This is a genomic window from Bacillus sp. FJAT-18017, assembly GCF_001278805.1.
In the GTDB taxonomy this organism is placed as follows: Bacteria; Bacillota; Bacilli; order Bacillales; family Cytobacillaceae; genus Bacillus_D.
This window is the reverse complement of record NZ_CP012602.1, coordinates 618138-643719: the sequence shown is the minus strand read 5'-3', so window position 1 is coordinate 643719 and position 25582 is coordinate 618138. Positions and strand designations below refer to the sequence as shown.

The following is a 25582-nucleotide window of genomic DNA, read 5'->3' as shown; positions in this document are numbered from 1 at the left end:
AAACCGTCATCGGGCACCCACATTTTACTTAGAGTTTTTTAAGTTCATCTGCCAGGAACTGAACATCGGTACCAACTACCACCTGAACATCCTTTGAACTTACCTTCACCACACCCTTGGCACCGAGAAGCTTTAGCCTCTTTTCGTCTAATGCGTCCATATCTTTCACCGTTAAGCGGAGCCTGGTTACACAGTTATCAATATGAACGAGATTGTCCTTACCACCAAGTGCATTGACATACTGAACTGCTGCAGCGTGGTAATCACCGCCAGCATTAAAGCTGTCATCAAATTCACCTTCAACTTCTTCTTCTCGGCCAGGTGTTTTCAGATCAAGTTTTTTAATCAAGAAAGAGAATACAAGGAAGTAGACGACGGCATAGATTAAGCCTATTCCCGCGAGGAGCAGCGGTTTTGTTGCGATCCCATAGTTCAGGAAATAATCGAACGCACCAGCGGAGAATCCAAAGCCGTGCTTAATTTCAAGCAGGTAGGTAACAGACATAGCCACACCTGTTAAAAGCGCATGAGTGAAGTAGAGGAGCGGGGACAAGAACATGAACAGGAATTCGATTGGTTCGGTGATGCCAGTCAAGAATGAAGTGAGCGCGAGACCAAACATAACACCGGCAACTGCTTTGCGTCGTTCTTTTTTAGCAGTCGCAACCATCGCAGCAGCTGCAGCCGGAAGTCCAAACATCATGACTGGGAAGAAGCCTGTCATGAAGCTGCCTGCAGAAGGATCTTTTGCAAAGAAGCGAGTCAAGTCCCCTTTGACTATCTTTCCTGCAGCATCCGTGAATGAGCCAAATTCAAACCATGCAAGCGAGTTGAGAACATGATGAAGTCCCAACGGAATCAGCAGCCGGTTCAGGAAGCCAAAAATCCCGACTCCTACGGCACCTGCGTCAACAATCCATTGGCCAAAATTATTGAGTACATTTTGAATTGGCGGCCACACATATCCGAATACTCCTGCAAGGATAAGCATAACCAAACCAGTAATAATCGGGACAAATCGCCTTCCGCCAAAGAAGCCCAGCCAATCAGGAAGTTTTATTGCATGATAGCGGTTGTACAAATGGCCGGCAATTGCACCCGACAGAATGCCCCCAAGTACACCCATATTGATGTCCTCATTAATGGTAGCGCTTCCTTTTGTTAAAACAAAATATCCAATCGCCCCAGCAAGCGCAGCAGCACCATTACCATCCTTGCTAATCCCGATTGCCACGCCAATAGCAAACAACAGTGCCAGGTTTGCAAATACAGCGTCACCGGAAGCTGCCATGAACTCGATATCCAACAAATCCGGCTGTCCAAGACGCAGGAGTAATGCAGCAACAGGCATAACAGCGATCGGCAGCATGAGCGCCCGGCCGATTCTTTGCAAATAGCCCAACATGGAACCCACCTCTTTCATATTATTTTTTTATAAAAATAAGTGCATAAAGGTGTTGCACTACAACTATATGAGCTAATCCTAGCACCTATTCACACTCGAGTAGAATGTCCAGAAGTAAATCTTTTTCCCGCCGGTTACCGCTGAATAGTAGTTGTCGCTAATCAGGACAACTTTTTATATATACGGGACAGATTTTTCGATATTCATGACATTTCCCGAAAAATACAGGACATTTCCCAAACTTTACAGGACAGTTTTTCAATTTTTCAGGACAAACCAGTCCGCCGAAGATTTTTAAACAAAAATAAAGGGTACGCATTCGTCAATGCGCACCCTTCAATTTCTATTATTTTTTCAAGTTGTAGAAGCTCTTTAGGCCGTTGTACTGGGCAGTTTCGCCAAGCTGGTCTTCGATACGAAGAAGCTGGTTGTATTTTGCCACACGGTCTGTACGGGATGGAGCACCGGTTTTGATTTGGCCAGCGTTTGTTGCAACTGCGATGTCAGCGATGGTTGCATCTTCTGTTTCACCTGAACGGTGGGAGATGACAGCTGTATAGCCAGCGCGTTTCGCCATTTCGATTGCATCAAGAGTTTCAGTCAATGTACCGATTTGGTTAACTTTGATAAGGATTGAGTTTGCAATACCCTTTTCAATACCTTCAGCAAGCTTTTTAGTGTTTGTTACGAACAAGTCGTCACCAACTAGCTGTACTTTGCCGCCAAGGCGCTCAGTTAGAAGTTTGTGGCCTTCCCAGTCGTTTTCATCAAGGCCATCTTCAATTGAGATGATTGGGTATTTTGAAGACATTTCTTCATACCAGTCAACCATTTCAGCAGATGTTTTTACAACGCCTTCGCCAGCAAGATGGTACTTGCCGTCTTCTTTGTTGTAAAACTCGGAAGATGCAGCATCCATTGCAAGCATAACTTCTTCACCTGGCTTGTACCCAGCCTTTTCAATTGCTTCAACAATTGTTTGCAATGCTTCTTCGTTTGAGCCAAGGTTTGGAGCGAATCCACCTTCGTCACCTACAGCAGTGTTCAGGCCTCGTTCTTTCAAAACGCCTTTCAGGCTGTGGAAAATTTCAGCGCCCATGCGAAGGGCTTCCTTGAAGTTTGGCGCGCCAACAGGCATAACCATAAACTCCTGGATATCAACGTTGTTGTCAGCATGCTCACCGCCGTTGACGATATTCATCATTGGAACTGGAAGTTGTTTGGAGTTTACACCGCCAAGGTATTGGTATAGCGGCATGCCCAGGTAATCAGCTGCAGCATGAGCTACTGCAAGGGATATACCAAGGATTGCGTTTGCGCCAAGCTTGCCTTTGTTTTCAGTCCCATCAAGAGCAATCAAAGCCTGGTCAATGCTGACTTGGTCAAGTACGCTGTATTCACCGATTAGCTCAGGAGCAATCAGGTCGTTTACGTTATCAACAGCTTTTTGAACACCTTTTCCAAGGTAGCGGCCTTTGTCGCCGTCACGAAGTTCAACTGCTTCGTATTCACCAGTTGAAGCACCGCTTGGAACAAGAGCGCGGCCGAATGCGCCGGATTCAGTAAGTACTTCTACCTCGATAGTTGGGTTGCCGCGGGAATCAAGAACTTCGCGCGCGTATACATCAGTAATAATTGGCATGCAAATCTCTCCTTAAAAAAGTAGTTTTGGTTTGCCAGCAGAGCTGGCGTTTATCGGTAAAAATTATTTTATCAGTGTTGTCCCAGTCATTTCAGCAGGCTTTTGAACACCTAGCAGGCCGAGAATAGTTGGCGCGAGATCGCCAAGGATTCCGCCTTCCCTTAGTTCGACGCCTTCCTTGGTTACAATGACCGGTACCGGGTTGGTTGTATGGGCAGTCATCGGGTTACCTTCAATCGTAACAACTTCATCAGCGTTACCGTGGTCTGCCGTGATGATTGCCGTGCCGCCTTTTTCAATAAGAAGGTCGACAATTTTACCCAGGCATTCGTCAACTGTCTCAACAGCTTTGACAGTAGGCTCGAGCATCCCGGAGTGGCCGACCATGTCCGGGTTGGCAAAGTTGAGAAGGATGCAGTCAAACTTGTCTGCTTCAATTTCTTTTAAAAGTGCATCGGTTACTTCATAAGCGCTCATTTCAGGCTTCAGGTCATAGGTTGCAACCTTCGGCGAGTTAATGAGAATCCGCTCTTCGCCAGGGAATTTTTCCTCGCGTCCGCCGCTCATAAAGAATGTAACGTGCGGATATTTTTCGGTTTCAGCGATACGAAGCTGCTTCAGGTTGTTTTGCGCTAACACTTCACCGAGTGTATTGTCAAGGTTGCTTGGCTTAAAAGCCACATAGCCATCGACCGATTCGCTGAAGTGAGTCATGCAAACAAAGTGAAGGTTATTCGGATGTCCTTCACCGCGGTCGAACGCCCGGAAGTCTTTATTTGTAAACGTGTTTGAAATCTGGATGGCGCGGTCTGGACGGAAGTTGTAAAAAATTACAGCATCATTATCCTTAATCGTCGCAACCGGCTCACCTTCCGCGTCAGTTATAACGGATGGAAGCACGAATTCGTCAAAAATACCGTGCTGGTACGAGTCTTCGATGACTTGCATCGGCTCGGAATAAGACGGTCCGTCGCCGTATACCATTGCCCGATACGATTTTTCGACACGCTCCCAGCGCTTGTCGCGGTCCATTGAGTAATAACGTCCGGAAATCGTAGCAATTTGGCCAACGCCATACTCATTGATTTTTTCCAGTGTTTCTTCGATATATGCGCCTGCTGTTTGCGGGCCAACGTCACGGCCATCCAGGAATGCATGAATGTACACCTTGTCCAGGCCTTCCTCTGCGGCAAGCTTCAAAAGTGCATACATATGATGGATATGACTGTGGACGCCGCCATCGGACAATAGCCCGAACAAATGAAGGGCTGTGCCATTTTCCTTTGCATGGCGAACCGCACCAATCAGCGTTTCGTTTTTTGCAAACTCACCTTCGCGAATGGCAATATTCACGCGGGTAAGGCTTTGATAAACAATCCGGCCAGCACCGATGTTCAGATGTCCTACCTCGGAATTCCCCATCTGGCCTTCCGGAAGACCGACTGCCTCACCGCTTGCCGTCAGGGTGTTATGAGGAAACTGGTTCCAGTATCGTTCAAAATTCGGTTTCTTTGCTTGTGCAACTGCATTCCCGAAACGTTCGCCACGGAATCCGAAGCCGTCGAGAATAATCAGTGCTACAGGGGATTTACTCATTCTTGCCTGCCTCCAAAAGCTGAAGGAACGAATTTGCTTCCAGACTGGCTCCGCCGACAAGAGCGCCGTCGATATCCGGCTGGTCCATGTATTCACGGATATTTTCAGGCTTTACGCTGCCGCCGTACTGAATGCGGATCGCATCTGCGGCTTCTTGTGAAAATTGCTCTGCGACGGTTTTGCGGATATGGGCGCATACTTCGTTTGCATCTTCAGCTGTCGATGATTTTCCTGTTCCGATTGCCCAAATTGGTTCATAGGCAATAACTGTTTGTTTAACCTGGTCTTCAGTCAGGCTATTAAGTGCCTTTTCGATTTGGCCAGCAACGAAATCATTCGTTTCTCCGTTCTCGCGCTGTTCAAGAGTTTCTCCGCAGCATACAATCGGTGTTAGCCCATGCTTGAATGCGGTAAGAGTTTTTTTATTAACAGATTCATCTGTTTCATTGAACATTTCACGACGTTCGGAATGACCGATAATAACATATTTTACGCCGAGATCAGCAAGTGCAGCAGGGCTGATTTCACCTGTAAACGCACCTTTGTCTTCAAAATGCATATTTTGGGCGCCAATTTCAACTGCGTATCCTTCGGTTTCAGTTACCAGCGTTGATAAAAACAGTGCTGGAGCACAGACAACCGAGTCAATCTTCGAATTATCGGGAACAAGGCCTTTCACTTCTTCTACAAAGCTTTTGGCTTCTGATAAGGTTTTGTGCATTTTCCAGTTGCCCGCTATGATCGGTCTTCGCATACTGGCACATCCTTTCTGTATTAAGCGGACAGGCCCCGGGGCAGATGCTACTGCTGACCGGAAGCTTGTCCGTTGCAGTTTGTTTCGAATGTTTCGTGTAGGGATGATGGGCCATTCTTACGCATAAGGCCCATTTTTCCAAAAATTTATTTATCGTTAAGGGCAACGACACCTGGAAGCTGTTTGCCTTCTATGAATTCAAGTGATGCGCCGCCACCTGTTGAGATGTGGCTCATTTTGTCTGCAAGGTCGAATTTTTCAACTGCTGCAGCACTGTCGCCCCCGCCGATGACCGAGTATGTACCTTCGGATTCAGCAAGTGCTTCGGCTACAGCCTTTGTTCCGCCTGCAAACTTATCGAATTCGAAAACTCCCATTGGGCCGTTCCAGATAACAAGCTTCGATCCTTTGATTACGTCACGATACGTTTCGGCTGTCTTCGGTCCGATATCGAGCGCTTCCCAGTCGGATGGAATTTTATCAATATCGACTACCTGTGTATTTGCATCTGGCGAAAAGCCGTCAGCGATGACTACGTCAACTGGCATATGGAAGGAAACACCTTTTTCTTTTGCCTTTTCGATAAAAGATTTTGCCAGATCAATTTTATCTTCTTCAAGAAGCGATTTTCCAACTTCGTGGCCCTGTGCTTTTACAAAAGTGTAAGCAAGCCCGCCGCCAATAATCAGATGGTCTACTTTATCAAGCAGGTTTTCGATGACGCCAATCTTGTCCTTTACCTTTGCGCCGCCGATGATTGCTGTGAATGGGCGCTCCGGATTGGACATTGCTTTGCCGAGAACCTCAAGTTCTTTTTCCATAAGGAAGCCAGCGACTGCTGGAAGATGGTGTGCAACGCCTTCTGTTGATGCATGGGCACGGTGCGCTGCACCGAATGCGTCGTTAACATAGATATCTGCTAGTGCAGCGAATTCTTTAGCTAGTTCAGGGTCGTTCTTCTCTTCACCAGGATAGAAGCGGACGTTTTCCAAAAGGACGACGTCGCCTTCGTTCAGGCTGTCAATTTGCGTTTTGACTGCGTCGCCATAGGCTTCGTTAGCAGTCTGAACATTCTTGCCCAATAGTTCGCCAAGTCTTGCGCCAACAGGTGCGAGGCGCATTTCTTCAACGACTTTGCCTTTCGGGCGCCCGAAGTGGCTTGCCAGGATGACCTTGGCACCCTGTTCGATTAAGTGCTGAATTGTCGGAAGCGCGGCACGGATCCTTGTTTCATCAGTGATTTTGCCATCTTGCATCGGGACGTTGAAGTCCACACGGCAAAATACGCGTTTCCCTTTTACATCGACATCTTTAAGCGTCTTCTTGTTCATGGATACCCTCCTGGACAATCGTATTTGGAAGCGGGGAACTATCCCTCGCTCCTCCCACAAAAAAGGCGGTGGAACCAAAGCTTAGCGTTGCTCCGCCCCTTTACATAAATAAAGGGAGGGGGATTCTTCCCCGCTCCCCTTGAAAAGCTATTTTCCCCGGCATTAACGGGATAAGTTCGGCTATCGTTCAGCAGGGCTGAACGAAGCTTCACTAGTCATTATATAGGTTCTGATAGTAGATATCCAATGATACCCAATCTCAGTTAAGGCTTTATTACAGGCCTTTTTCTGCGATGTATTCGCAAAGGTCTACAACGCGGTTAGAGTAGCCGTACTCGTTATCGTACCAAGAAAGGACTTTAACCATGTTTCCTTCTAGAACCATAGTGGACAGGCCATCGATTGTAGAAGAAACAGTGCTGCCGTTGTAGTCAGAAGATACTAGCGGAAGGTCAGTGTATGCCATGATGCCTTTAAGAGGGCCTTCAGCAGCTTCTTTAAGTGCCTGGTTAACTTCTTCAGCTGTTACGTCTTTTTCAAACTCAGCTACTAGGTCAACTACAGATACGTTTGGAGTTGGCACACGCATAGCCATACCGTTCAGTTTGCCTTTAAGTTTAGGAAGAACTAGGGCAACCGCTTTTGCAGCACCAGTTGTGGTTGGGATCATGTTTTCTGCAGCTGCACGTGCACGGCGGTAGTCCTTATGTGGCAAGTCAAGGATCTGCTGGTCGTTTGTGTATGAGTGAATAGTTGTCATCATACCGCGCTTTAGACCGAACTTGTCGTTAAGTACCTTAGCAAATGGTGCAAGGCAGTTTGTTGTACAAGAAGCATTGGAGATAACATGATGGTTCGCAGCATCATATTTGTCTTCGTTTACGCCCATAACGATTGTGATATCTTCGTTGGAAGCTGGTGCAGAAATGATAACTTTCTTCGCGCCGCCTTCAAGGTGTTTCGCAGCGTCATCGCGCTTTGTGAAACGTCCAGTGGATTCTACTACTACTTCAACGCCAAGGTCGCCCCATGGAAGTTGAGCAGGGTCGCGCTCAGCAAGTACCTTTACAGTTTTGCCGCCAACGACAAGGTTGGAGCCGTCAACAGTGACGTCTGCTTTTAATGTCCCATGGACAGTGTCATATTTCAAAAGGTGCGCAAGCATGTTTGCATCTGTCAAGTCGTTTACAGCAACAATTTCAATGTTTGGGTTATCTAGGGCTGCACGGAAAACGTTACGTCCGATACGTCCAAATCCATTAATACCAACTTTTAATGCCATGTTTATTTCCTCCTTTGATTCGATGAAGCTTTATTTTTTATATCAAAGGGTATTTACCCTTTAACTAACAGTAACACACTTAATTTTGCAGTATCAGCTTTGCCGCTCCTTCGTCAGTGACGAGGATGGTCTGGCGAGGCGCCCGTTTCATGTAAGAACGGATTGCTTTTGCCTTCGAGCTTCCGCCAGCAACTGCCAGCACGTCCGGTACATTAATCAAGTCATCCAGCTGAAGACCGATGGTAAGTACTTTGTGGACGATTTCACCCTGTTCGTTAAAATAGTAGCCGAATGCTTCGGCCACAGCCTTGTTTGAGAGGATCTTCTCCATATCGGCCGCCTGGGTTTTACGGCGCTCAGCCATTGTCTTAGCGTCCCCAATCCCGTGCAAAACCATGCGTGCAGACTTGATTAAGCCAAGCACTTCGTGAACAATTGGTTCTTTAATGAATGACTCGTAAATATCAAGGCTCACTTGGTCTGGAACATAAAAAACTCTGTGCCGGCCATTTGTTTTTGCAGCCATGATGGCGGTGATAGTATTGGCCTGATTTTGGACATCTTCACCGATACCGCCTCTTGCCGGGACAAACATGATTTCTTCACTTGACAGGTCAGGGCCAAGTTCTTCTGCAACGGCCGACATTGTCGAACCGCCTGTTACAGCGATGATATTCTTTCCATTGAGCAGTTTTTTCATGCAAAGGGCTGTTGCGCGCCCGATTTCGGTTTTTACCAATGGGGATGTATCACTATCCCCAGGGACGATGATGGCATTTCGGATGCCAAGGCGATGCTTCAGCTCCATTTCCATTACATCTATACCCTTTAGTTCACGCATTAAGCCTTCTAGGTCTTCAAGAAGGTTCCTTCCTTCCTGGGTTAGGTACATGCCGGCAACCCCTGCTGTAATAAGGTTTTGGTCCTTGAGGAACTCCACCTGAGCGCGCAGGACACGTTCCGTATAACCGAGGCTTACTGCAAGGCTCCGCCTTCCGACTGGCTGCATATAACCTATGTATCTCAGAATGACGTATCTCTCTTGCATAACCTCAAGAAGATCGGGTAATAATCTTTTTTGAATATCGAGGAACGATTGCATGTCAGCAGCTCCTTTTTTAAAAAAGTGACATTGTCCGCTTTCGGGAAGTTATTTCCCAAAAGTATTACTGGACTTTTTTTGTCCCAGCTAGACATATTATGTCCCACTTACTCGAAAAAAAATCACCCCTGTACAACGTCATTGTAGCAGGAGTGAAAGTCACTTTCAACTAATATGATTACGTTGTTTTTCCTGCAAGCGGTTACGTAAATATAATTCATTCACAATTCCGTAACCAACTTCTTCGCCATCTATGTAAATAACCGGAATCATCAGTCCGAACTCCTCCGTCAGCTCATCACTAGTACTGATATCAATTTCTTCAATCTCGAATTCAATATCCTGTTTAATCTCGAGTATATCAGCCTTGGCTTTTTCACAAAGCGGGCAGTTGGCGCGGGTATAAAAGGTTAGCTTTGTCATATGAAACCCTCCTTCTCGTCCATAGTAAACCTGATAGTATGCTTTTTGCAAAAAAGTGCCATTGATATTCGGTTCGCCTTTTTTCCGATCCATTGACTATAAATAGTAAAACCGTACTTAGTGTTACATATTAGAGTCACGATGTTTAGTGGATTAATCGCAGGTCTGCCCCATGAGATTAATCCTGTAAAACTCATTTGGTGGATTAATCGGGGGTCTGCCCTTAGAGATTAATCCAGTAAAGTACGTTTCGTGGATTAATCGTAGGTCAGCCCTATGAGATTAATCCTGTAAAGCTCATTTGGCCGATTAATCGTAGGTCTGCTTTAAGCGATGAATCGAAAAATCACATTTATTGAATTATCATTGCTTATCCGATCGAGCCCCCAATATGTACAAACGGCCGACCCGAGTAGGGTCAGCCAGTTTCACGTTATCTAAAATCGTTTTCGCTTTGAGGATGAGGCGATGCCGAGCTGTTCACGGTATTTTGCGACGGTCCGCCTTGAGATGACAAGGCCTTCGGAGTCCATTAACTTGTTGGCAATATCCTGATCGGAAACTGGGCGTTTCTTGTCTTCCTGGCTAATGCACTCTTTTATAAGCGCTTTCACTTCGACCGAAGAGGCGTTGCTGTCTGCAATAGTTTGAATTCCTGACGGGAAAAAGGATTTCAGTTCGAATGTCCCAAATGGAGTGCCTAAATATTTTTCCCGGACAGTCCGGCTAACCGTAGATTCATGAACACCGATTTCATCGGCGATTTCTTTCATGGTAAGCGGACGAAGCTGGCCTTTTCTGTTTTCAAAAAAGGCGGGTTGCTTTTCAATGATTTTTGCAGCGACTTTCAGTATTGTTTCATTTCGCTGCTTGATACTTCTTGCAAGCCATTGATAATCATTGAATTTGTCATTTAGGAACTTGATCGCCTGCCTGTCCCCGACCGCAGTCAAGCTTCGGTAAAGGCTATCATTAAAGCCGATATTCGGTACGGTCCCTTCCAATAATTCGACTGTCCACTGGCCCTCTATATTTTTAACAACCACATCCGGAACAATATAGGCAGCTTTTTCTGGAGAAAAAGGAGCCCCCGGACGTGGATTTAACGTTTGAATTAAATCCTGGACCTGCTGAATTTCAGGAAGGCTGATTTTCAGTTCCTTCGAGAGCTGTTTCCATTTTTTATCGGCGAAATCCGAAAAATGCCCTGAGATAATCCTTCTAGCATTCTCCGCGCTGTCCCCCTGCCGCTCAAGCTGCAAAAGCAGGCATTCCTGCAGGTTCCTGGCTCCAATGCCAGCTGGATCCAATCTTTGAATTTCAGCAAGGCAGTCCTCAACCATATCGCTGCTTGTCTTTGCACTCGTTGCAATTTGATCGACATCCCCGCGGAAATAGCCGTTTTCATCCATATTCAGAATCAATAGCTTATATATTAATCTCGTAAATTTATTAATTTTTCCAGGAGGTATCTGGGAAAATAAATATTCCTCAAGAGTCGGGTGCGCTTCGGTCGGAACACCGTTTATATCGTGATCCTTCCGTTCGCTGCTTGCTACCCGCTTCTTTACCCGGTACCTGTCTGTTGGACCGACTTCAAGCAGCGGGTTCTCTAAGGACTTTGCTTCAAGGAAGCTCGCTAGCTCTTGAGTATTATATTGGAGCAAGGCAATCGCCTGGGTTAATTCCTGGGTCAGGGACAATTTGATTTGCTGCTGCTGCCATATACCAGTTCGCATTTCCATACAAGTCTCCCCCTCATACCCTTATTTTACATGAAAATAAAGCGCTTGCGTACAAGAAGAAAAAATGGCGAAGAGAATATGGCGAAAGTGTGTCGTATTTTTTCAAAATACAGCCTAAAAGTCCTCCAAAAGTGATTCCATTAAACCTTCGCTAGTACTATCGGCCTGTATTTTAAAATATATCATGATATCAATTGGCTAAGGAGTTGCCCATCCTGTAAAATTGAAAATAATTCATAATTTTTCCATAAATCTAGACCGAAGCTTGAATTCACATGCCAGGGAGTCGACTGTATTGAAAAAAATAATATTGCTCGTGTTGTGTACTTTTTTATTAGTAGGAGTGAGTGGATGTATGAAAGTGTCAGCGGAAGAGGAAATGCTGAGGTATATGGAAGAAAAGTACGGTGAAGAATTTGAAATTATCAGCAAGGAAACCCAGACCTGGTCTGCAGGCTATTCAGAAATGAAGGTACGGTCAGAAAAATTTCCTGATGCTTCCATCATTGTCCGAAAAACAAAGGAAACCGGGAACATTTCTGATAACTATGTTGACTTCTTAATGAAAGAGCCAATTGAGCAGGAGTTCCAGAGCATCGTTTCGCAGGTATATGACAATTTCAAGGCGATTTACAGCCCCGGCGGCACGACTTTACCCGAAAAAGCCAAGCCTGGAATGACTGTTTCTGAATACTCAAAGGTTAAAAATACCCCCATGACCATTCAAATCGCTGTCGAACAGGATTCGTCAAATAAAGATGAGCTCGTCGAGAAACTGCGTGCTCTTCTTGAAGAGAAACAATATAGAAGTGAATTGTATATATTCTATATGCTTAATGGCAAGCTTGCGGAATTGGATGATTCGAATGCCAATGAACTGTTTAACGGTGCGACCGGGAAGAATTGGGCGAGTCTTAGAGGCGACTTCTCCATGGATCGGGACTATCAATTCCGGACAGCAAGGTGGAGGGAACTACAGTGAATAGTCTCGACCCCAACTTACAGGACCAAGCCAATGAAGCCGCGCTGTTAAATGTTTTAATGTATTTGAATGTTGAAGATGTTGGTGTCAAAGACGGCGATTATATGTCTGATATTATTGTAAAGTTAGGGGATATTTACGATGCTCCCGGCGGTTTTGAAGCCTATATGGCCAACCACCCTTCCGGAAACGAGACTGATTATCTCGACCGGCAAAGGCAGTATCAGGTGCTGGCCAATGCGAGCAGCCAAAACGAGCACTTCAGCAATTTAATGATTGATAATCAAAGCCTTTTAATGGATAACCCGCCTTATGAAAACGGAGGGCTAAATGCGACGACATTTATTGATCAGGACGGCAACGTAACGTTCGTTTATAGGGGAACTGGCGGCGGAGAGTGGCTTGATAATGGGACTGGGCTTGGCGGTACGGTTGTCGCGACTGAGCAGCAAAGAGAAGCTCAGGAGTATTTTGACCGAGTGATTGAGGAAAACGGCTGGGACGAGAGCACCCCGATCATCGACATAACCGGGCACTCAAAAGGTGGAAACAAGATTCAGTTTGTCACGATGACATCCGAATACTCACATTTAATCAGGAATGGCTATTCGTTTGATGGCCAAGGCATGTCACCCGAAGCGATTGCCTGGATGAGGTCGACTTTAGGTGAGGAAGAGTTTAACGCGCGCCGGAACAAACTGTATTCGATTGCCGCAGATAATGACTATGTGAATATATTGGGCACCCGTATCGTCCCCGAGGACCAGATTATATTTATGGAATCACTTTTAACTGGGAAGGCATGGCATTATGCTGATAGTTACCTGACTGTCGATGGCCACTTTACCGAGTTCGCTGCACAAGGGGAAGTATCCACATACCTCCAGGGCCTTTCCACTCTAATTATGAATTTGCCTTCGCCAATCCGCAATGTTATTACGGAAGGCGGAATGGGGATTGCCCATATGGTGATGGGCGATACGGCGCTGGTGAATGGCGGGAATATATCCTGGGCAGAGATATTGGGCACCGTGCCACTATTTTTGCAGTTACTCCCAGGGGCAGGCCTTCAAATGCTCGGTGCTCAATTTGGATTGGATCTTGAAGTGGTTTCATCGATTGTGACAGCCGTATTGATGCTGGCCTTTGCCCCATTCACGATAAAGGCATTTGCTACTGGTGTTGTACTTGATTATATCGTTAAAACGATTGACACTCTAAGAGTGCTTTATTACAGGGGAAGGAACTTTATTGTCCTATCGGTAACTGCTTTTCTTGAAACCGCTGTCAGTCACCTGCAATCCTGGATTAACAGCTTTTTGAATCCGGGACTCAGAGCAGCTGCAGCCGGTCCAATAATCCGGGTTAATACCGCTAAACTCCGCTCCTACTCGCAGCGGCTGAAAAGCATCAACAACCGGATCAGCAATCTAGACCGGCGAATGGATTCGCTTTATTTCAGAGTTGGGCTTCTCGATATGCTGAGCCTCATGCAGGCTGATTTATTAACCAGCGAAAACAAGAGGCTTGCCAGATGCATTGAATACCTTGAGGATACGGCTGACTCGTTTGAACGGGCCGAACGCAATATTCTTGCCAGTATTTAATTTGGGGGATGATTATGAGTTCACAAGCTCAACAGGAACTTTATTTAGTCAAACAAGAGCTGCAGACAATCATCAACGAGTTGGAGCAGATTGCAGCTGAAATCGGCCATGAATTTGAAGGAATCGGCAGCGAACAATGTGCCTCGGCCATCAAAAGAGCCGCTGACCAATACAGGTATGTCAAAAGGAAATTAAGCAGTGTGGATGTGGCAAACATTAAAGAATGAAGGAAGCAGGGTAATTTTCCCTGCTTCTTTTTTAAAAGCACTAGGCTTACCACTCTATCTTTTAGCGATAAAAAAAGCCCCCATATTTGTGGAATTTCCAACAAACATGGGGGCTTTGGTACGCCCTCGTCAGGACTCGAACCCGAATTTCAAGAACCGGAATCTTGCGTGCTATCCGTTGCACTACGAGGGCATTGTTTTGGTGAAGACCTATCTAATAATAGCGAAATCGTCTAAACTTGTCAATGGCAAACCTGAAAATGACTATTAAATTCAACTGGAAGCAATGGAATAGAATGCAAAAAACTTGTAGCCTCCGCCATTTGCCGTCATTATAAAAGAAGTATATTTCTGCTATGAGGGGGAAATGGGAATGAGCAGATCAGAGCGAAAGCATGGCAAAAAGAAAAAGATACTGATAGCCGTTTCCGCAGCACTAATGGTTCTAATTGGCGCGGCCTTGCTTGCTTCAGACTTCCTCATCCCTAAATCAAAAGTCAAATTAAACACTGGCGAAGCGGTATCCTCTAACAAGGCCAACGCACCAGAGGGCGGCTCCGGGTTTTTGATAGCCGATGACATATCAAAAGTTCAACTCGAAAACGAACTACCCTTGACAATGAAGGAACTGACCATGCAAAATACGATCCACTTCATGAGCCACCAAAAGGTAAAAGCAGAGGAAAAATGGGGATCAGTTCCGCTGACAGAACAGCGTATTGACAGGCTTTTAGCCATCCTTGAAGCTAAGAAGTTCAAACATGAACGGATTTACAGGGATATTTTGATGAGATGGAAAAAGGGAGACTTCAGTCAGGTGGACAGGGACCATAATGCCATCTGGGATTTGCAGAATGGAACCGTCGGAAAAGCAACAGGGATTCTCTCTCTTGAAGAGGAAAGAGCCTATATTGAAGAGAACTATGATATAGGGAAATGATATCTGTCCGGTACTGGGTCCTGAAAAGACAAGTTAGCTTAAATTTGTTTAAATTTGCCTAGTTTGGGTAAGATGGATGACATGGAAATTGTCGAACAAAACACTGCTTGACTATCAAGCGATTCGTTTGACCTTTATTGACCATTATTGTATGATACATACATAACGTATACAAAAGGGAGGCTTTCTAAATGAACTTGATTCCTACAGTTATTGAACAAACGAACCGTGGCGAAAGAGCATACGATATTTATTCCCGCCTTTTAAAAGACCGGATTATCATGCTGGGAAGCGGAATTGATGATAACGTTTCAAATTCAATTGTCGCACAGCTTTTGTTCCTTGAAGCTGAAAATCCTGAAAAGGATATCACTCTTTACATTAACAGCCCTGGTGGCAGCATTACTTCTGGTATGGCGATTTACGATACGATGCAGTATATCAGGCCGAGCGTTTCCACTGTCTGTATCGGAATGGCAGCTTCAATGGGCGCGTTCCTCCTGGCTGCTGGTGAAAAAGGCAAGCGCTACACCCTCCCAAATGCTGAGGTTATGATCCATCAGCCACTTGGCGGTGCACAAGGCCAGGCAACGGAAATCGAGATTGCCGCCAAGCGCATCCTCTTCCTTCGCGACAAGCTGAACACTATCCTTTCAGAACGCACTGGTCAGCCGCTTGAAGTCATCTCAAGGGACACAGACCGCGACAACTTCATGACAGCGGAGCGTGCGAAAGAATATGGCCTTGTTGACCATATCATCACCCGCAACGTTATCGAAGAAAAGAAAAAAGAAGATAAATAAACTTAACTATGAGGACCGCTTCCGGATGGGAGCGGTCTTTTTACTGGGGTCAGACCCTTACCCCCAGGGGTAAGGGTCTGACCCCTAAAGCAAAAGCGGATTCTCCCTCGGGCCGAATCCGCTTACAGTTTTTCACAAAGTGCTATTCTTTTGCAACGAATGCAGAGAGCGCTTCAACAGCATCGTCTGCGTCATGGCCATCCGCCTGAATGTTGATGACAGCGCCGGTGCTTACTGCCAGACTCATTAGCCCCATGATACTTTTTGCATTAACCCTTTTACCATCCTTCAGCAGAAATACGTCTGATGAAAAACGGTTTGCCTCCTGGACGAATTGGGCTGCCGGCCGTGCTTGGAGACCGTTCTTCAATTTGACTTCGACTTGTTTCTCTACCATCATTCTTCCTCCTCTGTACGTCTTATGGCAGTTTACTGCCTATAAATGGTGCCTGTCCTGCTTTTAGGTCTCACCCTCGGCTGGAGCGGCGTCTAAATACCTTACTAACTCTTGCTTCACCAGCGGAACATCTGAATTAACTTACCCAGTTTGGTGAACTAAGATTTTTTTCTTTCTGCTACAGCCCTTCAAAAAAAACAATCAGGCTGGCGCGGCTAACCATCAGTGGGGCTGAATCCCCCACCAATGGAAAGTTCACTTTATTTTAAGGGCGGTGTCACCAGCGCGAAGCTTCTCGGCTATTTCATCTATTTTACGAAGGCGGTGATTGATGCCCGATTTGCTGATTGCCCCTCCGGACACCATTTCGCCAAGATCCTTTAATGTAACATCCTGGTAGGCAACCCTGAGTTCCGCAATCTCCCTCAGTTTTCCTGGGAGAATTTCCAGGCCGACTGTCCTGTCGATAAACCGAATATTCTCCACTTGCCTTAGTGAAGCACCAATTGTTTTATTGAGGTTAGCCGTCTCACAATTGACAAGGCGATTGACCGAATTGCGCATATCCCGGACGATGCGCACATCCTCAAATCGCAGCAATGCATTGTGGGCACCGATAATATTCAGGAATTCAGTGATTTTCTCAGCTTCCTTCAAATAAGTGATATAGCCCTTTTTACGCTCTAGTGTTTTACTGTTCAAGCCGAATGTATTCATCAATTCACACAACGAATCGTTATGCTCCTTATACATTGAATAAATTTCAAAGTGATAAGATGAAGTTTCAGGGTTATTTACCGAGCCCCCAGCGAGAAAAGCCCCACGCAGGTATGCCCTTTTGCAGCATTTCTTCTTCACAAGCTCAGCTGATATTTCATGATTGATTGTGAACCCTTCGCCTATAATCATTAAATCTTCAAGTATTTCCTTCGTGTACCGGGCAAGGCGGACAATGTACACATTGTTTTTCTTTAGCCTCATCTTTTTCCTGACTAATAGCTCAACCTCGGTCTGATAATTTTTCTTTATCAGAGTATAGATCCTTCTGGCAATCGCAGCGTTTTCTGTCTGGATATCAACCACAAGCTTCCGACTTGAATAAGACAGGGATCCGTTCATCCGAATCAAGGCGGACAGCTCCGCTTTTTGGCAGCAAGGCTTCGCTTCAATATTCGTCAGTTCCTTTTTTGTTTCTGACGCAAAAGACATTTCCTCACCTCCAGGCCAGACAAACGTTTGCATGGCAATAATTAATAGTACGTATAAGATAGATTTTAGTTTCGGTGAATTTTCTTTTACGCCCCATTTTTTTAAAAAATGGCCTTGTTGAAAAAGCTGTGCTTCTTAAACAGAGTTGATTTTAAAGCGGAAGGCGCGAAGTCTATATCTAAAATCCAGCCACACTTTTTCCTAAGCAATTATTCTTGCCCTTAAACTCAACATTCTTGTTTAACAAAGCCAAAAGTATCATGAGAGAAAGCCCTATTTTTTATGGAAAGCGCTCCTGCTACTATACTTATATTAACTTTAATCTATTGGCATTGTTTGAAAAATATGTGCTATGTTTAAATTTACCTATTCTTCGAGCATTGAATAAAGAATTGATGCGACCTTTTTCGTATCATGCCTCAATGCTGTTCCATCCTGAACGGCAATTTCAGCGAAAACAACCTCAATCCCCAGCTGTTCGAGCGTTTCTGTATCATATTTGACCGGATGAGCCTGCTCTTCTTTATAGAGAAGCTGTATGTGTTCATCAATTTTTTCATTGTTTACCAGGATGGTATCAATAAACGCACAGTTCATATGTTCATAAATAGCCTTTACATGGTCACTTGCCGTGTAGCCAAAGGTCTCGCCGGCCTGTGTCATTAAATTACAAATATACACCTTACGTGCCTTTGCCTTGCATACTGCCTCTCCCAGCTCTTTGACAAGCAGGTTGGGAAGGATGCTCGTGTACAAGCTGCCAGGGCCAATGATGATCATATCGGCCTGCCGGATTGCCTGGAGCGTTTCCGGAAGCGGCTTTATCTTCGAGGGTGTCAAATACACACGCTTAATTTTTTTCCCGGAATACGGAATTTTCGATTCTCCCGATACGACGGTGCCATCTTCCATTTCTGCATGAAGAACAACACTTTGGGCCGCGGCAGGAAGGACCTTCCCACGTACATTCAGGACCTTGCTCATTTCCTGGATAGCATGGGTGAAGTTGCCTGTTATCGAGGCCATCGCTGCCAGGATCAAGTTGCCTAGCGAATGGCCCGAAAGTTCATTAGATGTAGCAAAGCGGTGCTGGAACATCTCCTCCACAAGCGGTTCAACATCCGATAAGGCAACCAGGACGTTCCTTACGTCACCAGGAGGCGGGATGTTTAGGTCCTCGCGCAGCCTGCCTGAGCTGCCGCCGTCATCCGCGACAGTTACAATTGCCGTGATATCGACTGGATATTTCTTCAACCCTCTCAGGAGGACAGGCAAGCCTGTTCCGCCGCCTATGATGACGACTCTAGGGTGTCCTGTCTTGGTCATGTCGTTTTTTCCTTCCTCTTTTCAATGTCTCGGTGTGAGACGACTGTCTTGTATTCTGCTTCATAAAAACGGGCAATATATTCGGCCAGGGTGACCGAGCGGTGCTGTCCACCGGTACAGCCAATGGCAACAACAAGCTGCGACTTTCCCTCCCGCTTGTAGTGGGGAAGCATGAATGTCAACAGGTCAGTCAATTTTTGAATGAACATCTGCGTTTCTTTCATTTTCAGCACATAATCGGATACTTCCTTTTCCAATCCAGTTTTTGGCCTCATATGCTCAATATAGTGCGGATTCGGCAGGAACCGTACATCAAAAACAAGATCTGCGTCAATAGGGATTCCATGCTTGAAACCGAACGAAACAACATTTACGGTGAAGGTCGTCTGATTATTTTTTGAAAATTCACAGAGAATTTTCTCCCGCAATTCCCTTGGCTTCATATCAGAAGTGTTATAAATGATTTGGGCCCTGCCCTTCAGTTCTTCAAGAAGCTCTCGTTCCAGCTTGATTCCTTCAAGCGGGAGGCCCTCTGTTGCAAGCGGATGCGAACGGCGCGTTTCTTTATAGCGGCGCACCAGTGCGGCATCGTCTGCATTCAGGAATAAAATTTTAGGCGTCACCCAGGACGTTTCAGCCAGTTCATCAAGCGCCTTGAATAGGTGATCGAAAAATTCCCGGCCGCGCAAATCCATGACGAGGGCAACTTTATTCATCTTATTCCCGGACTCTTTCATAAGTTCGAGGAATTTTGGCAGGAGAGTCGGCGGCAGGTTATCGACGCAGAAGAATCCCAGATCCTCGAAGCTCTGGATGGCAACCGTTTTACCGGCACCCGACATCCCCGTTATGATTACCATTTGTGTATCATGGACTGAACCAGTGCTCATCCATATTCCCCCTAAAAAAATTTTCTATTGTCAATTTCGTTTTGGCTATTGCGGATCAAGCCTATAGCTGATTAGTTCAAAATCAGGCGTATAGGTAAAAGTACCATAGATGAGGTCATGGCCATGTATGACATAGTCCAGGATATGGTAGTCTCCAGGAGCCATGGGCAATTCCGCAATTTTTTCGGCGGAATGCCAGCTAAGGATGCCTTCCTCGCACGTTTCATTCGGCATTCCTTCTGAGTCGGTTGCAAGGAAGGTAAACATCATCCATTCGTTTACCGTTTGGCCATTTTCCTGGATAATAATCGTAAACACGCTTTTTAATCTTGGATTCTTTAAATACATCCCGGTTTCTTCACGGTATTCGCGTATCACCGCATCGCGGATCGATTCGCCGGGCTCCATCTTCCCGCCAGGTGCCGACCACCAGCCCCGGCGCGGTTTTTGCAAAAGAAAGATTTTGTCTTCCTTCATCAACACACAATTGGCAACCCTCTGCATGTTCATTCCACCTCAATTATGCAACCACTAAATCCTAAAGAAGAATAGGTATCCCTATCCCGAAGTTTTAGAGTTGTTTCACTTTATCCCGCATTAACGGGTAGTAAGTCCCCCACCTCAAAAATTCCGGGTTTTCAAAGAAGGAAGTGGGGATCAAAGCCCGAATGGCTTAGTTCACAATCAGTGGGAAAAAAAATTCCGCCCCGATTGAAGCTTTGCTTTATTATACTATTTTTAGTAATGCCCTACAATGAAGGGAATCAGATATGTTTCTATATAACTTTGCTGAAGCGGACAAAAAAAGGGCACGGGCAGTCGCCCGTGCGATAAGGGTATATAAAAGGGGGTCAATTTCTATTTTTATCATACCCTACCATTATTTCACTCTTGTTACAAACAGGTTAAAAAGTAGTTAATTTTATTGGATAGACTTCCCAAATTTTTTTATGCAACTCGATTAACAATCAGTAAAAATAAAAAGCCAGCCACCCCTATTTGGATAGCTGGCCAGCCGTGCTTGCGCACCGCTAACCATCAGCGTAAAACCGCCACTGATGGAAGTTTTACTTTACGCTTGCCTTGCTTTGATTTCTTCTTTAATTTCCTCAACATAGTGCTGGGCTGCCTGGGCCGCGATACTGCCGTCACCAGTTGCAGTAACAATCTGGCGGAGCGTTTTTTCACGAATATCGCCAGCCGCAAAAATGCCTTTCACTCTTGTTTCCATTTTCTCGTTCGTTTCAATGTAGCCATTGGCATTAGTAATACCAAGGTTTTCAAATGGTTTCGAGAGAGGAACCATGCCGATGTAAATGAAGACGCCATCTGCCGGGAATTCGGTTTCCGTGCCGTCAACAGTTGAAACGAGCGTTACGCTGCCAACTTTGCCGTCTTTGCCGTTGATTTCCTTGACAGTATGATTCCAGATGAAATCAACTTTTTCATTGGCAAACGCACGGTCTTGCAGAATTTTCTGGGCACGAAGCTCATCGCGGCGATGGACAATGGTTACCTTTGTTGCAAAGCGGGTCAGGTAAACACCCTCCTCAACCGCGGAATCGCCGCCGCCAATGACAACAAGCTCCCTATTTTTGAAAAAGGCACCATCGCAAACCGCGCAATACGAAACACCGCGTCCGCCAAGTTCCTTTTCACCAGGGACGCCAATCTTTTTGTATTCGGCACCAGCGGAAATGATAACAGAGTATGCCTTATATTCCTTAGAACCGGCAATGACGGTTTTTGTATCACCATTGTCGATGACTTCTTTAATATCGCCATATGCATACTCAGCGCCGAATTTCTTGGCGTGCTCGAACATCTTCGTGGACAGATCCGGCCCGAGAATATGCTCATAGCCCGGATAGTTCTCAACTTCCTCCGTATTGGCCATCTGGCCGCCCGGAATGCCGCGTTCAATCATCAAAGTAGAAAGGTTCGCCCTTGATGTATAAACAGCCGCTGTCATCCCTGCAGGACCGGCGCCTACAATAATGACGTCATAAATTTTTTCTTCTGACATCCCTGTCACTCCTATCTATATATGAACGATCGCATTTCTATTATTGCTAAAGTGAGTGAACCTAAACAAAGATATTTCGGACACGTTTTGTATAGAGTTCCCTTGTCATCCTTATCCTATAAAACACGGGTTCAAGAGTCCAACAGAATGCTCAGAATCGTTATACAAAAAGCTGACCGCCTATGTAGAGAGCGATCAGCTTATCGTTAATTGAACATTTTTCTTTGCAAGGAATATATTCAATTTTTTACATTTCCGCTCCAGGCGCTTCGCTTTCCACGGGCGGCCTGGGAGCCTCCTCGGCGCTAGCGCCTGTGGGGTCTCCCACTGACCTTTTATCCCGTAGGACGTTGAATAATCGGCCCTGAAAAAGCCACCGCAGGAGAAAATGCGTTTTTTGCATTTTCGAACGAGTCTTCGCGCCTTCCGCTCCAATCCACAGTGCTAATAAACCAACAATATCCATTAACACAGCTTTTTAAAAAAATATTTTATAACAAAGCCTTTTATAAAAGAAGGCAAGAATCAACGAGCTTAACATATTTCCCGACTGTTCCAGCAGAAAGGCCATAGCGCCCGCCAAGCTCAGCCATAGTCATATGCTCGTTCTTGTATTTAAACCAGACATATTCGGTTGCTGCTGCCCACGCTTTTTTGTTTTTTAGGTCGAGACCCTGGGATTTGGCCTCAGCGGCTACAGCGAACCACATTAAATACAGGCCGGCTTCGAGCGCTCCAATTGGCTGGTGCGCATCGTAGAACATTTCTGCCGTCTCATGGGCTGCCGCCATAAATGTAGGCTTTCCGCACTTTAAAAAGGCCAAATATTCTTTTTCCGGCACGGTGAATTTCCCGTTTTGGCAGGCTTCCCTTGAAGAAAGCAGTTCATCCCTTTTGGTTGAAAGAGATGCTAGGAAGAGTGCAAACAGCCTTTCCTCCAAGTATTCACTGTCCATCTTTTGCAAAATCGAGCGGGGAAGATCCTCCATTCCAGCCGAGACTGTTTCGTTCCACGGCTCGGAACCTTCTTTATCCGGATTGATTTCAATTACTTTTTTCCAGATTGACCGGGCAAGCTCTTCCCTGCCAGTAAAATAAGCGGAGTGAGCAAACCAGTAATAAAACGGGCCATCTCCTTCAAAGCCATACTTGTAGAGCCGCTTCAGCCATTCGAAAGCCAGCTCATACTCGCCTGCCAGCGCAAATGTCGCGCCCAGCTTGAATTGATGCTCAGACATCATCGGCTTGACTTTCCTTAGAACTGCAATTAGCCTGTTCTTTTCCTCAGTTTCCCGTTTGTAATGCGCGAAGACAAGCAAGTTGCAAAGCGCATGCAGATTGCCTGGATTGCGCTCTAGCACGTCAGCAAGGACGGACTCTGCCACTTCCGCTTCCCCCATGTAAAAGTGGGCAAGTGCGAGATTGTTATAAGCAGACCAGTATGTTGGATATTCCTCGACAATTCCCTTCAGCATTTCAATCGCCTTGGGAAAATAACCAGTTTCAAGGAGATTTCGTGCCTCCTCCTGGCGAATCATCAGGTCGTCCTCCTGGTACCAATCATCCTCGTCCTCGTCATCACCACTTTCCATGACTAACAGCTCGAGCAGATCCTCGGAGTCATCATAGAACTCGCCATCCGGCTCAAGCTCCAAATAAAGCTTGGAATGGCGTGTAGCATCTTTAAAGAATCCCAAATGGGCGTAATTATTTGCTAAAAAATAATGGCACTCGTTCATATGAGGATCCAATTCATCCAAAATCATATGCAGCAGCCGATTAGAATTTGTATATTCACCGATTTCGGTCCATACCAAAGCAAGCTGGCACGCTATCATCGGTTCTCCCGGCTCAAGCTGCAACGCCCGCTGCAGATATCGTTTTGCTTTTTCAAAATCCCGGCGGTGGTAAGCCTTCAGCCCTTTTGTGAAATAGTACTCACCCGTCGGGAAAAAGGAGAGAAGTTTCCCCTTGGATTTAATAGCTTTCGAGTCTTTCCCCATGAAGTCCTCCACAAATGTAATAACTAGAGTAGTATACCACAAAACTCTTCATCCGTGGAGGTGGGGCTGGGGGTTAGGATAGGATTGGCAGTTTTTCAGCTTGGAAGGATGTGAGATTCGGCGGGGTGTGATTTTTAAAAAAAGTTAAAATCGCGCGCCATTAATTGGGGGGCCGGGAATATGAATTCATTCATTAGAGCGCTTCTAATGGATTGATTGATAATCCGGGAAGATGGATTAATCCATTAGGACGCTTCTATTGGATTAATTGACGGGCTGGGAAGATGGATTAATCCATTACGGCTCTTCTGATACCAGCCCGACTTGTTTCTATTGCTTATCATGGCTTGTATGACGCTCCTCAAGAACAGACAACACGTCCTTCAATGGCAGATTTTGTTCGCGGAGGAGGACCAGCAAGTGGTACAGGAGGTCAGCGGTTTCCCATTTGAGTTCTTCCGGATCGCGGTTCTTGGCGGCGATGATAACTTCGGATGCCTCTTCACCTACCTTCTTCAGGATTTTGTCGACCCCTTTTTCGAAGAGATATGTCGTGTACGCACCTTCAGGACGTTCCTGTTCGCGGTCCTTGATGAGTGACTCAAGTTTCCTTAGGATACTAAATTCATCCTCGACAAGTTTTTTCACAAGCGTATAGTCAGCGAGACTAACGTCATCGGTCTCATCTGGAATAGGGTAAGACGGCAGCGCCTGTTCTGGCGAATTCCTAGAATAGAGCGTTTCGCTGAAGCATGATGTTGTGCCGTTATGGCAGGCAGGACCGGCCGGCTCAACGAGGACAACAAGGGCATCACTGTCACAATCATATTTGATTTCTGTGACGCTCTGGATATTTCCGCTCGTTTCACCCTTATGCCACAACTCCCGGCGCGAGCGGCTGTAGAACCATGTTTCTCCTGTCTCCACCGTGCGGACCAAAGATTCCTCATTCATATAGGCGACAGTCAACACTTCCTTCGTTCTGCTGTCCTGGACGATGGCCGGAATCAGGCCTTTTTCATCAAATGTAAGTTCAGCAATGTTCACCTGACCTCAACCCCTTCTTTTTTTAAAAATTGCTTTACTTCCGCAACGGATGTTTCTTTATAATGGAAAATGGATGCTGCCAGTGCAGCATCTGCCTTCCCTTCCCTGAACACCTCAGCAAAGTGTGCGGCATTGCCAGCTCCTCCTGAAGCAATCACAGGGACCGAAACAGCCTCGCTAACCGCCTTTGTAAGCGCGATATCAAAACCGCTTTTTTCACCGTCACAATTCATGCTAGTCAGGAGAAACTCTCCGGCTCCTAGCGCCTCTGCTTGTTTTACCCAGTCCAGCGCCTTTATGCCTGTCGGTTTTCTGCCTCCATGGGTATAAACCTGCCATGTTCCCCACTCCGGTTCATATTTCGCATCAACGGCAACAACGATACATTGCGACCCGAAATAATCAGCCCCTTGCTTGATTAATTCTGGATTCTGAACTGCGGCAGTATTCAGAGAAACCTTGTCGGCACCTCCGCGGAGGATGGTTTTCATATCTTCAAGAGAGTTGATCCCGCCGCCGACCGTGAATGGAATCGCAAGCTCTGAAGCTGTCTGCCTGACGACTTCGACCATCGTCTTCCGGCCCTCATGCGAGGCGGATATGTCGAGGAACACAAGTTCATCCGCACCCTGCTCATCGTAAAACTTGGCCATCTCGACGGGGTCCCCGGCATCGCGGAGCTGGACAAACTGGATACCCTTCACAACCCGCCCGTCTTTCACATCCAAACAGGGAATGATTCGTTTTGTAAGCATTGGGCCACCTCCTTCTCTTCTATCTAATGTATTTCGGACAGACTTTTTGTTAGGATATTTTTTAGATTCTGCGGATTAATTGGGATATAT

General features: G+C 45.9%; 23 protein-coding genes and 1 tRNA gene. 5 read left to right on the top strand and 19 right to left on the bottom strand.

Annotated elements, in window-relative coordinates:
• Nucleotides 1-28 precede the first annotated feature (28 nt).
• The 9 genes from nagE to rpoN form a co-directional block, all read right to left on the bottom strand.
• Nucleotides 29-1405, bottom strand: coding sequence for an N-acetylglucosamine-specific PTS transporter subunit IIBC (gene nagE / locus AM500_RS02995; protein WP_053597875.1), 1377 nt, complete (start codon nucleotides 1403-1405; stop codon nucleotides 29-31).
• Nucleotides 1406-1751: 346 nt separating this feature from the next.
• A complete protein-coding gene (eno, locus tag AM500_RS02990; protein ID WP_053597874.1) occupies nucleotides 1752-3047 on the bottom strand; it encodes a phosphopyruvate hydratase in 1296 nt (431 codons plus the stop codon).
• Nucleotides 3048-3110: 63 nt separating this feature from the next.
• Nucleotides 3111-4643, bottom strand: coding sequence for a 2,3-bisphosphoglycerate-independent phosphoglycerate mutase (gene gpmI, locus AM500_RS02985; protein ID WP_053597873.1), 1533 nt, complete (start codon nucleotides 4641-4643; stop codon nucleotides 3111-3113).
• Complete coding sequence (tpiA, locus tag AM500_RS02980) at nucleotides 4636-5397, bottom strand: triose-phosphate isomerase (protein ID WP_053597872.1); 762 nt, start codon at nucleotides 5395-5397, stop codon at nucleotides 4636-4638. The genes gpmI and tpiA overlap by 8 nt, the downstream gene beginning before the upstream one ends.
• Nucleotides 5398-5543: 146 nt before the next feature.
• Complete coding sequence (locus AM500_RS02975; RefSeq protein ID WP_053597871.1) at nucleotides 5544-6728, bottom strand: phosphoglycerate kinase; 1185 nt, start codon at nucleotides 6726-6728, stop codon at nucleotides 5544-5546.
• A 274-nt stretch (nucleotides 6729-7002) separates the two neighbouring features.
• A complete protein-coding gene (gene gap, locus AM500_RS02970; protein WP_053597870.1) occupies nucleotides 7003-8010 on the bottom strand; it encodes a type I glyceraldehyde-3-phosphate dehydrogenase in 1008 nt (335 codons plus the stop codon).
• 79 nt (nucleotides 8011-8089) lie between these two features.
• On the bottom strand, nucleotides 8090-9112 hold the full coding sequence (locus AM500_RS02965) for a sugar-binding transcriptional regulator (RefSeq protein ID WP_053597869.1): 1023 nt from the start codon (nucleotides 9110-9112) through the stop codon (nucleotides 8090-8092).
• Nucleotides 9113-9277: 165 nt separating this feature from the next.
• Complete coding sequence (locus tag AM500_RS02960) at nucleotides 9278-9535, bottom strand: glutaredoxin family protein (protein WP_053597868.1); 258 nt, start codon at nucleotides 9533-9535, stop codon at nucleotides 9278-9280.
• Nucleotides 9536-9972: 437 nt separating this feature from the next.
• The gene (gene rpoN, locus AM500_RS02955) at nucleotides 9973-11280 is read right to left on the bottom strand and encodes an RNA polymerase factor sigma-54 (protein ID WP_053597867.1); all 1308 of its coding nucleotides are present in this window, start codon (nucleotides 11278-11280) and stop codon (nucleotides 9973-9975) included.
• A gap of 355 nt (nucleotides 11281-11635) precedes the next feature.
• On the opposite strand from rpoN, the gene AM500_RS02950 reads away from it, so the two are divergent.
• Genes AM500_RS02950 through AM500_RS02940 form a run of 3 tightly spaced genes read left to right on the top strand, consistent with a single transcriptional unit; the run spans nucleotide 11636 to nucleotide 14096 of the window.
• Nucleotides 11636-12262, top strand: coding sequence for a hypothetical protein (locus AM500_RS02950; RefSeq protein WP_053597866.1), 627 nt, complete (start codon nucleotides 11636-11638; stop codon nucleotides 12260-12262).
• Nucleotides 12259-13869, top strand: coding sequence for an Mbeg1-like protein (locus tag AM500_RS02945; RefSeq protein ID WP_053597865.1), 1611 nt, complete (start codon nucleotides 12259-12261; stop codon nucleotides 13867-13869). The genes AM500_RS02950 and AM500_RS02945 overlap by 4 nt, the downstream gene beginning before the upstream one ends.
• A gap of 14 nt (nucleotides 13870-13883) precedes the next feature.
• Complete coding sequence (locus tag AM500_RS02940; protein WP_053597864.1) at nucleotides 13884-14096, top strand: hypothetical protein; 213 nt, start codon at nucleotides 13884-13886, stop codon at nucleotides 14094-14096.
• A 121-nt stretch (nucleotides 14097-14217) separates the two neighbouring features.
• Here the strand turns inward: AM500_RS02940 and AM500_RS02935 are convergent.
• Nucleotides 14218-14289 (bottom strand) — tRNA-Arg (locus tag AM500_RS02935).
• A gap of 180 nt (nucleotides 14290-14469) precedes the next feature.
• Here AM500_RS02935 and AM500_RS02930 point away from each other — a divergent pair.
• Both AM500_RS02930 and clpP read left to right on the top strand, forming a co-directional pair.
• A complete protein-coding gene (locus AM500_RS02930; protein ID WP_053597863.1) occupies nucleotides 14470-15036 on the top strand; it encodes a DUF6241 domain-containing protein in 567 nt (188 codons plus the stop codon).
• 191 nt (nucleotides 15037-15227) lie between these two features.
• Nucleotides 15228-15839 (top strand): ATP-dependent Clp endopeptidase proteolytic subunit ClpP, encoded by a 612-nt coding sequence (gene clpP, locus AM500_RS02925; RefSeq protein ID WP_053597862.1) that lies wholly within the window; start codon nucleotides 15228-15230, stop codon nucleotides 15837-15839.
• Nucleotides 15840-15981: 142 nt separating this feature from the next.
• Here the strand turns inward: clpP and AM500_RS02920 are convergent, their stop codons facing one another.
• The 9 genes from AM500_RS02920 to hisF all read right to left on the bottom strand — a co-directional run bounded on the left by AM500_RS02920 (nucleotide 15982) and on the right by hisF (nucleotide 25492).
• Nucleotides 15982-16236 (bottom strand): HPr family phosphocarrier protein, encoded by a 255-nt coding sequence (locus tag AM500_RS02920; protein ID WP_043930306.1) that lies wholly within the window; start codon nucleotides 16234-16236, stop codon nucleotides 15982-15984.
• A 255-nt stretch (nucleotides 16237-16491) separates the two neighbouring features.
• Nucleotides 16492-17445: a DNA-binding protein WhiA gene (gene whiA, locus AM500_RS02915; RefSeq protein WP_053597861.1), complete on the bottom strand. Its 954-nt coding sequence runs from the start codon at nucleotides 17443-17445 to the stop codon at nucleotides 16492-16494.
• Between the two features lie 366 nt (nucleotides 17446-17811).
• On the bottom strand, nucleotides 17812-18771 hold the full coding sequence (locus AM500_RS02910; RefSeq protein ID WP_053597860.1) for a gluconeogenesis factor YvcK family protein: 960 nt from the start codon (nucleotides 18769-18771) through the stop codon (nucleotides 17812-17814).
• Nucleotides 18768-19661, bottom strand: a complete 894-nt coding sequence (gene rapZ / locus AM500_RS02905; protein WP_053597859.1) for an RNase adapter RapZ — start codon at nucleotides 19659-19661, stop codon at nucleotides 18768-18770. The genes AM500_RS02910 and rapZ overlap by 4 nt, the downstream gene beginning before the upstream one ends.
• 45 nt (nucleotides 19662-19706) lie before the next feature.
• Nucleotides 19707-20165: an NUDIX hydrolase gene (locus AM500_RS02900; protein ID WP_053597858.1), complete on the bottom strand. Its 459-nt coding sequence runs from the start codon at nucleotides 20163-20165 to the stop codon at nucleotides 19707-19709.
• A gap of 568 nt (nucleotides 20166-20733) precedes the next feature.
• Complete coding sequence (gene trxB, locus AM500_RS02895; RefSeq protein ID WP_053597857.1) at nucleotides 20734-21687, bottom strand: thioredoxin-disulfide reductase; 954 nt, start codon at nucleotides 21685-21687, stop codon at nucleotides 20734-20736.
• 506 nt (nucleotides 21688-22193) lie between these two features.
• Entirely contained in the window at nucleotides 22194-23690 is a 1497-nt protein-coding gene (locus tag AM500_RS02885) for a tetratricopeptide repeat protein (protein WP_053597855.1), read from the bottom strand.
• 330 nt (nucleotides 23691-24020) lie between these two features.
• Nucleotides 24021-24737 carry a bifunctional phosphoribosyl-AMP cyclohydrolase/phosphoribosyl-ATP diphosphatase HisIE gene (gene hisIE, locus AM500_RS02880; protein ID WP_053597854.1) on the bottom strand — a complete coding sequence of 239 codons (717 nt, stop codon included), beginning with the start codon at nucleotides 24735-24737 and terminating at the stop codon, nucleotides 24021-24023.
• Nucleotides 24734-25492, bottom strand: coding sequence for an imidazole glycerol phosphate synthase subunit HisF (hisF, locus tag AM500_RS02875; RefSeq protein ID WP_053597853.1), 759 nt, complete (start codon nucleotides 25490-25492; stop codon nucleotides 24734-24736). Before hisF ends, hisIE begins: the two co-directional genes overlap by 4 nt.
• Nucleotides 25493-25582: the final 90 nt, after the last annotated feature.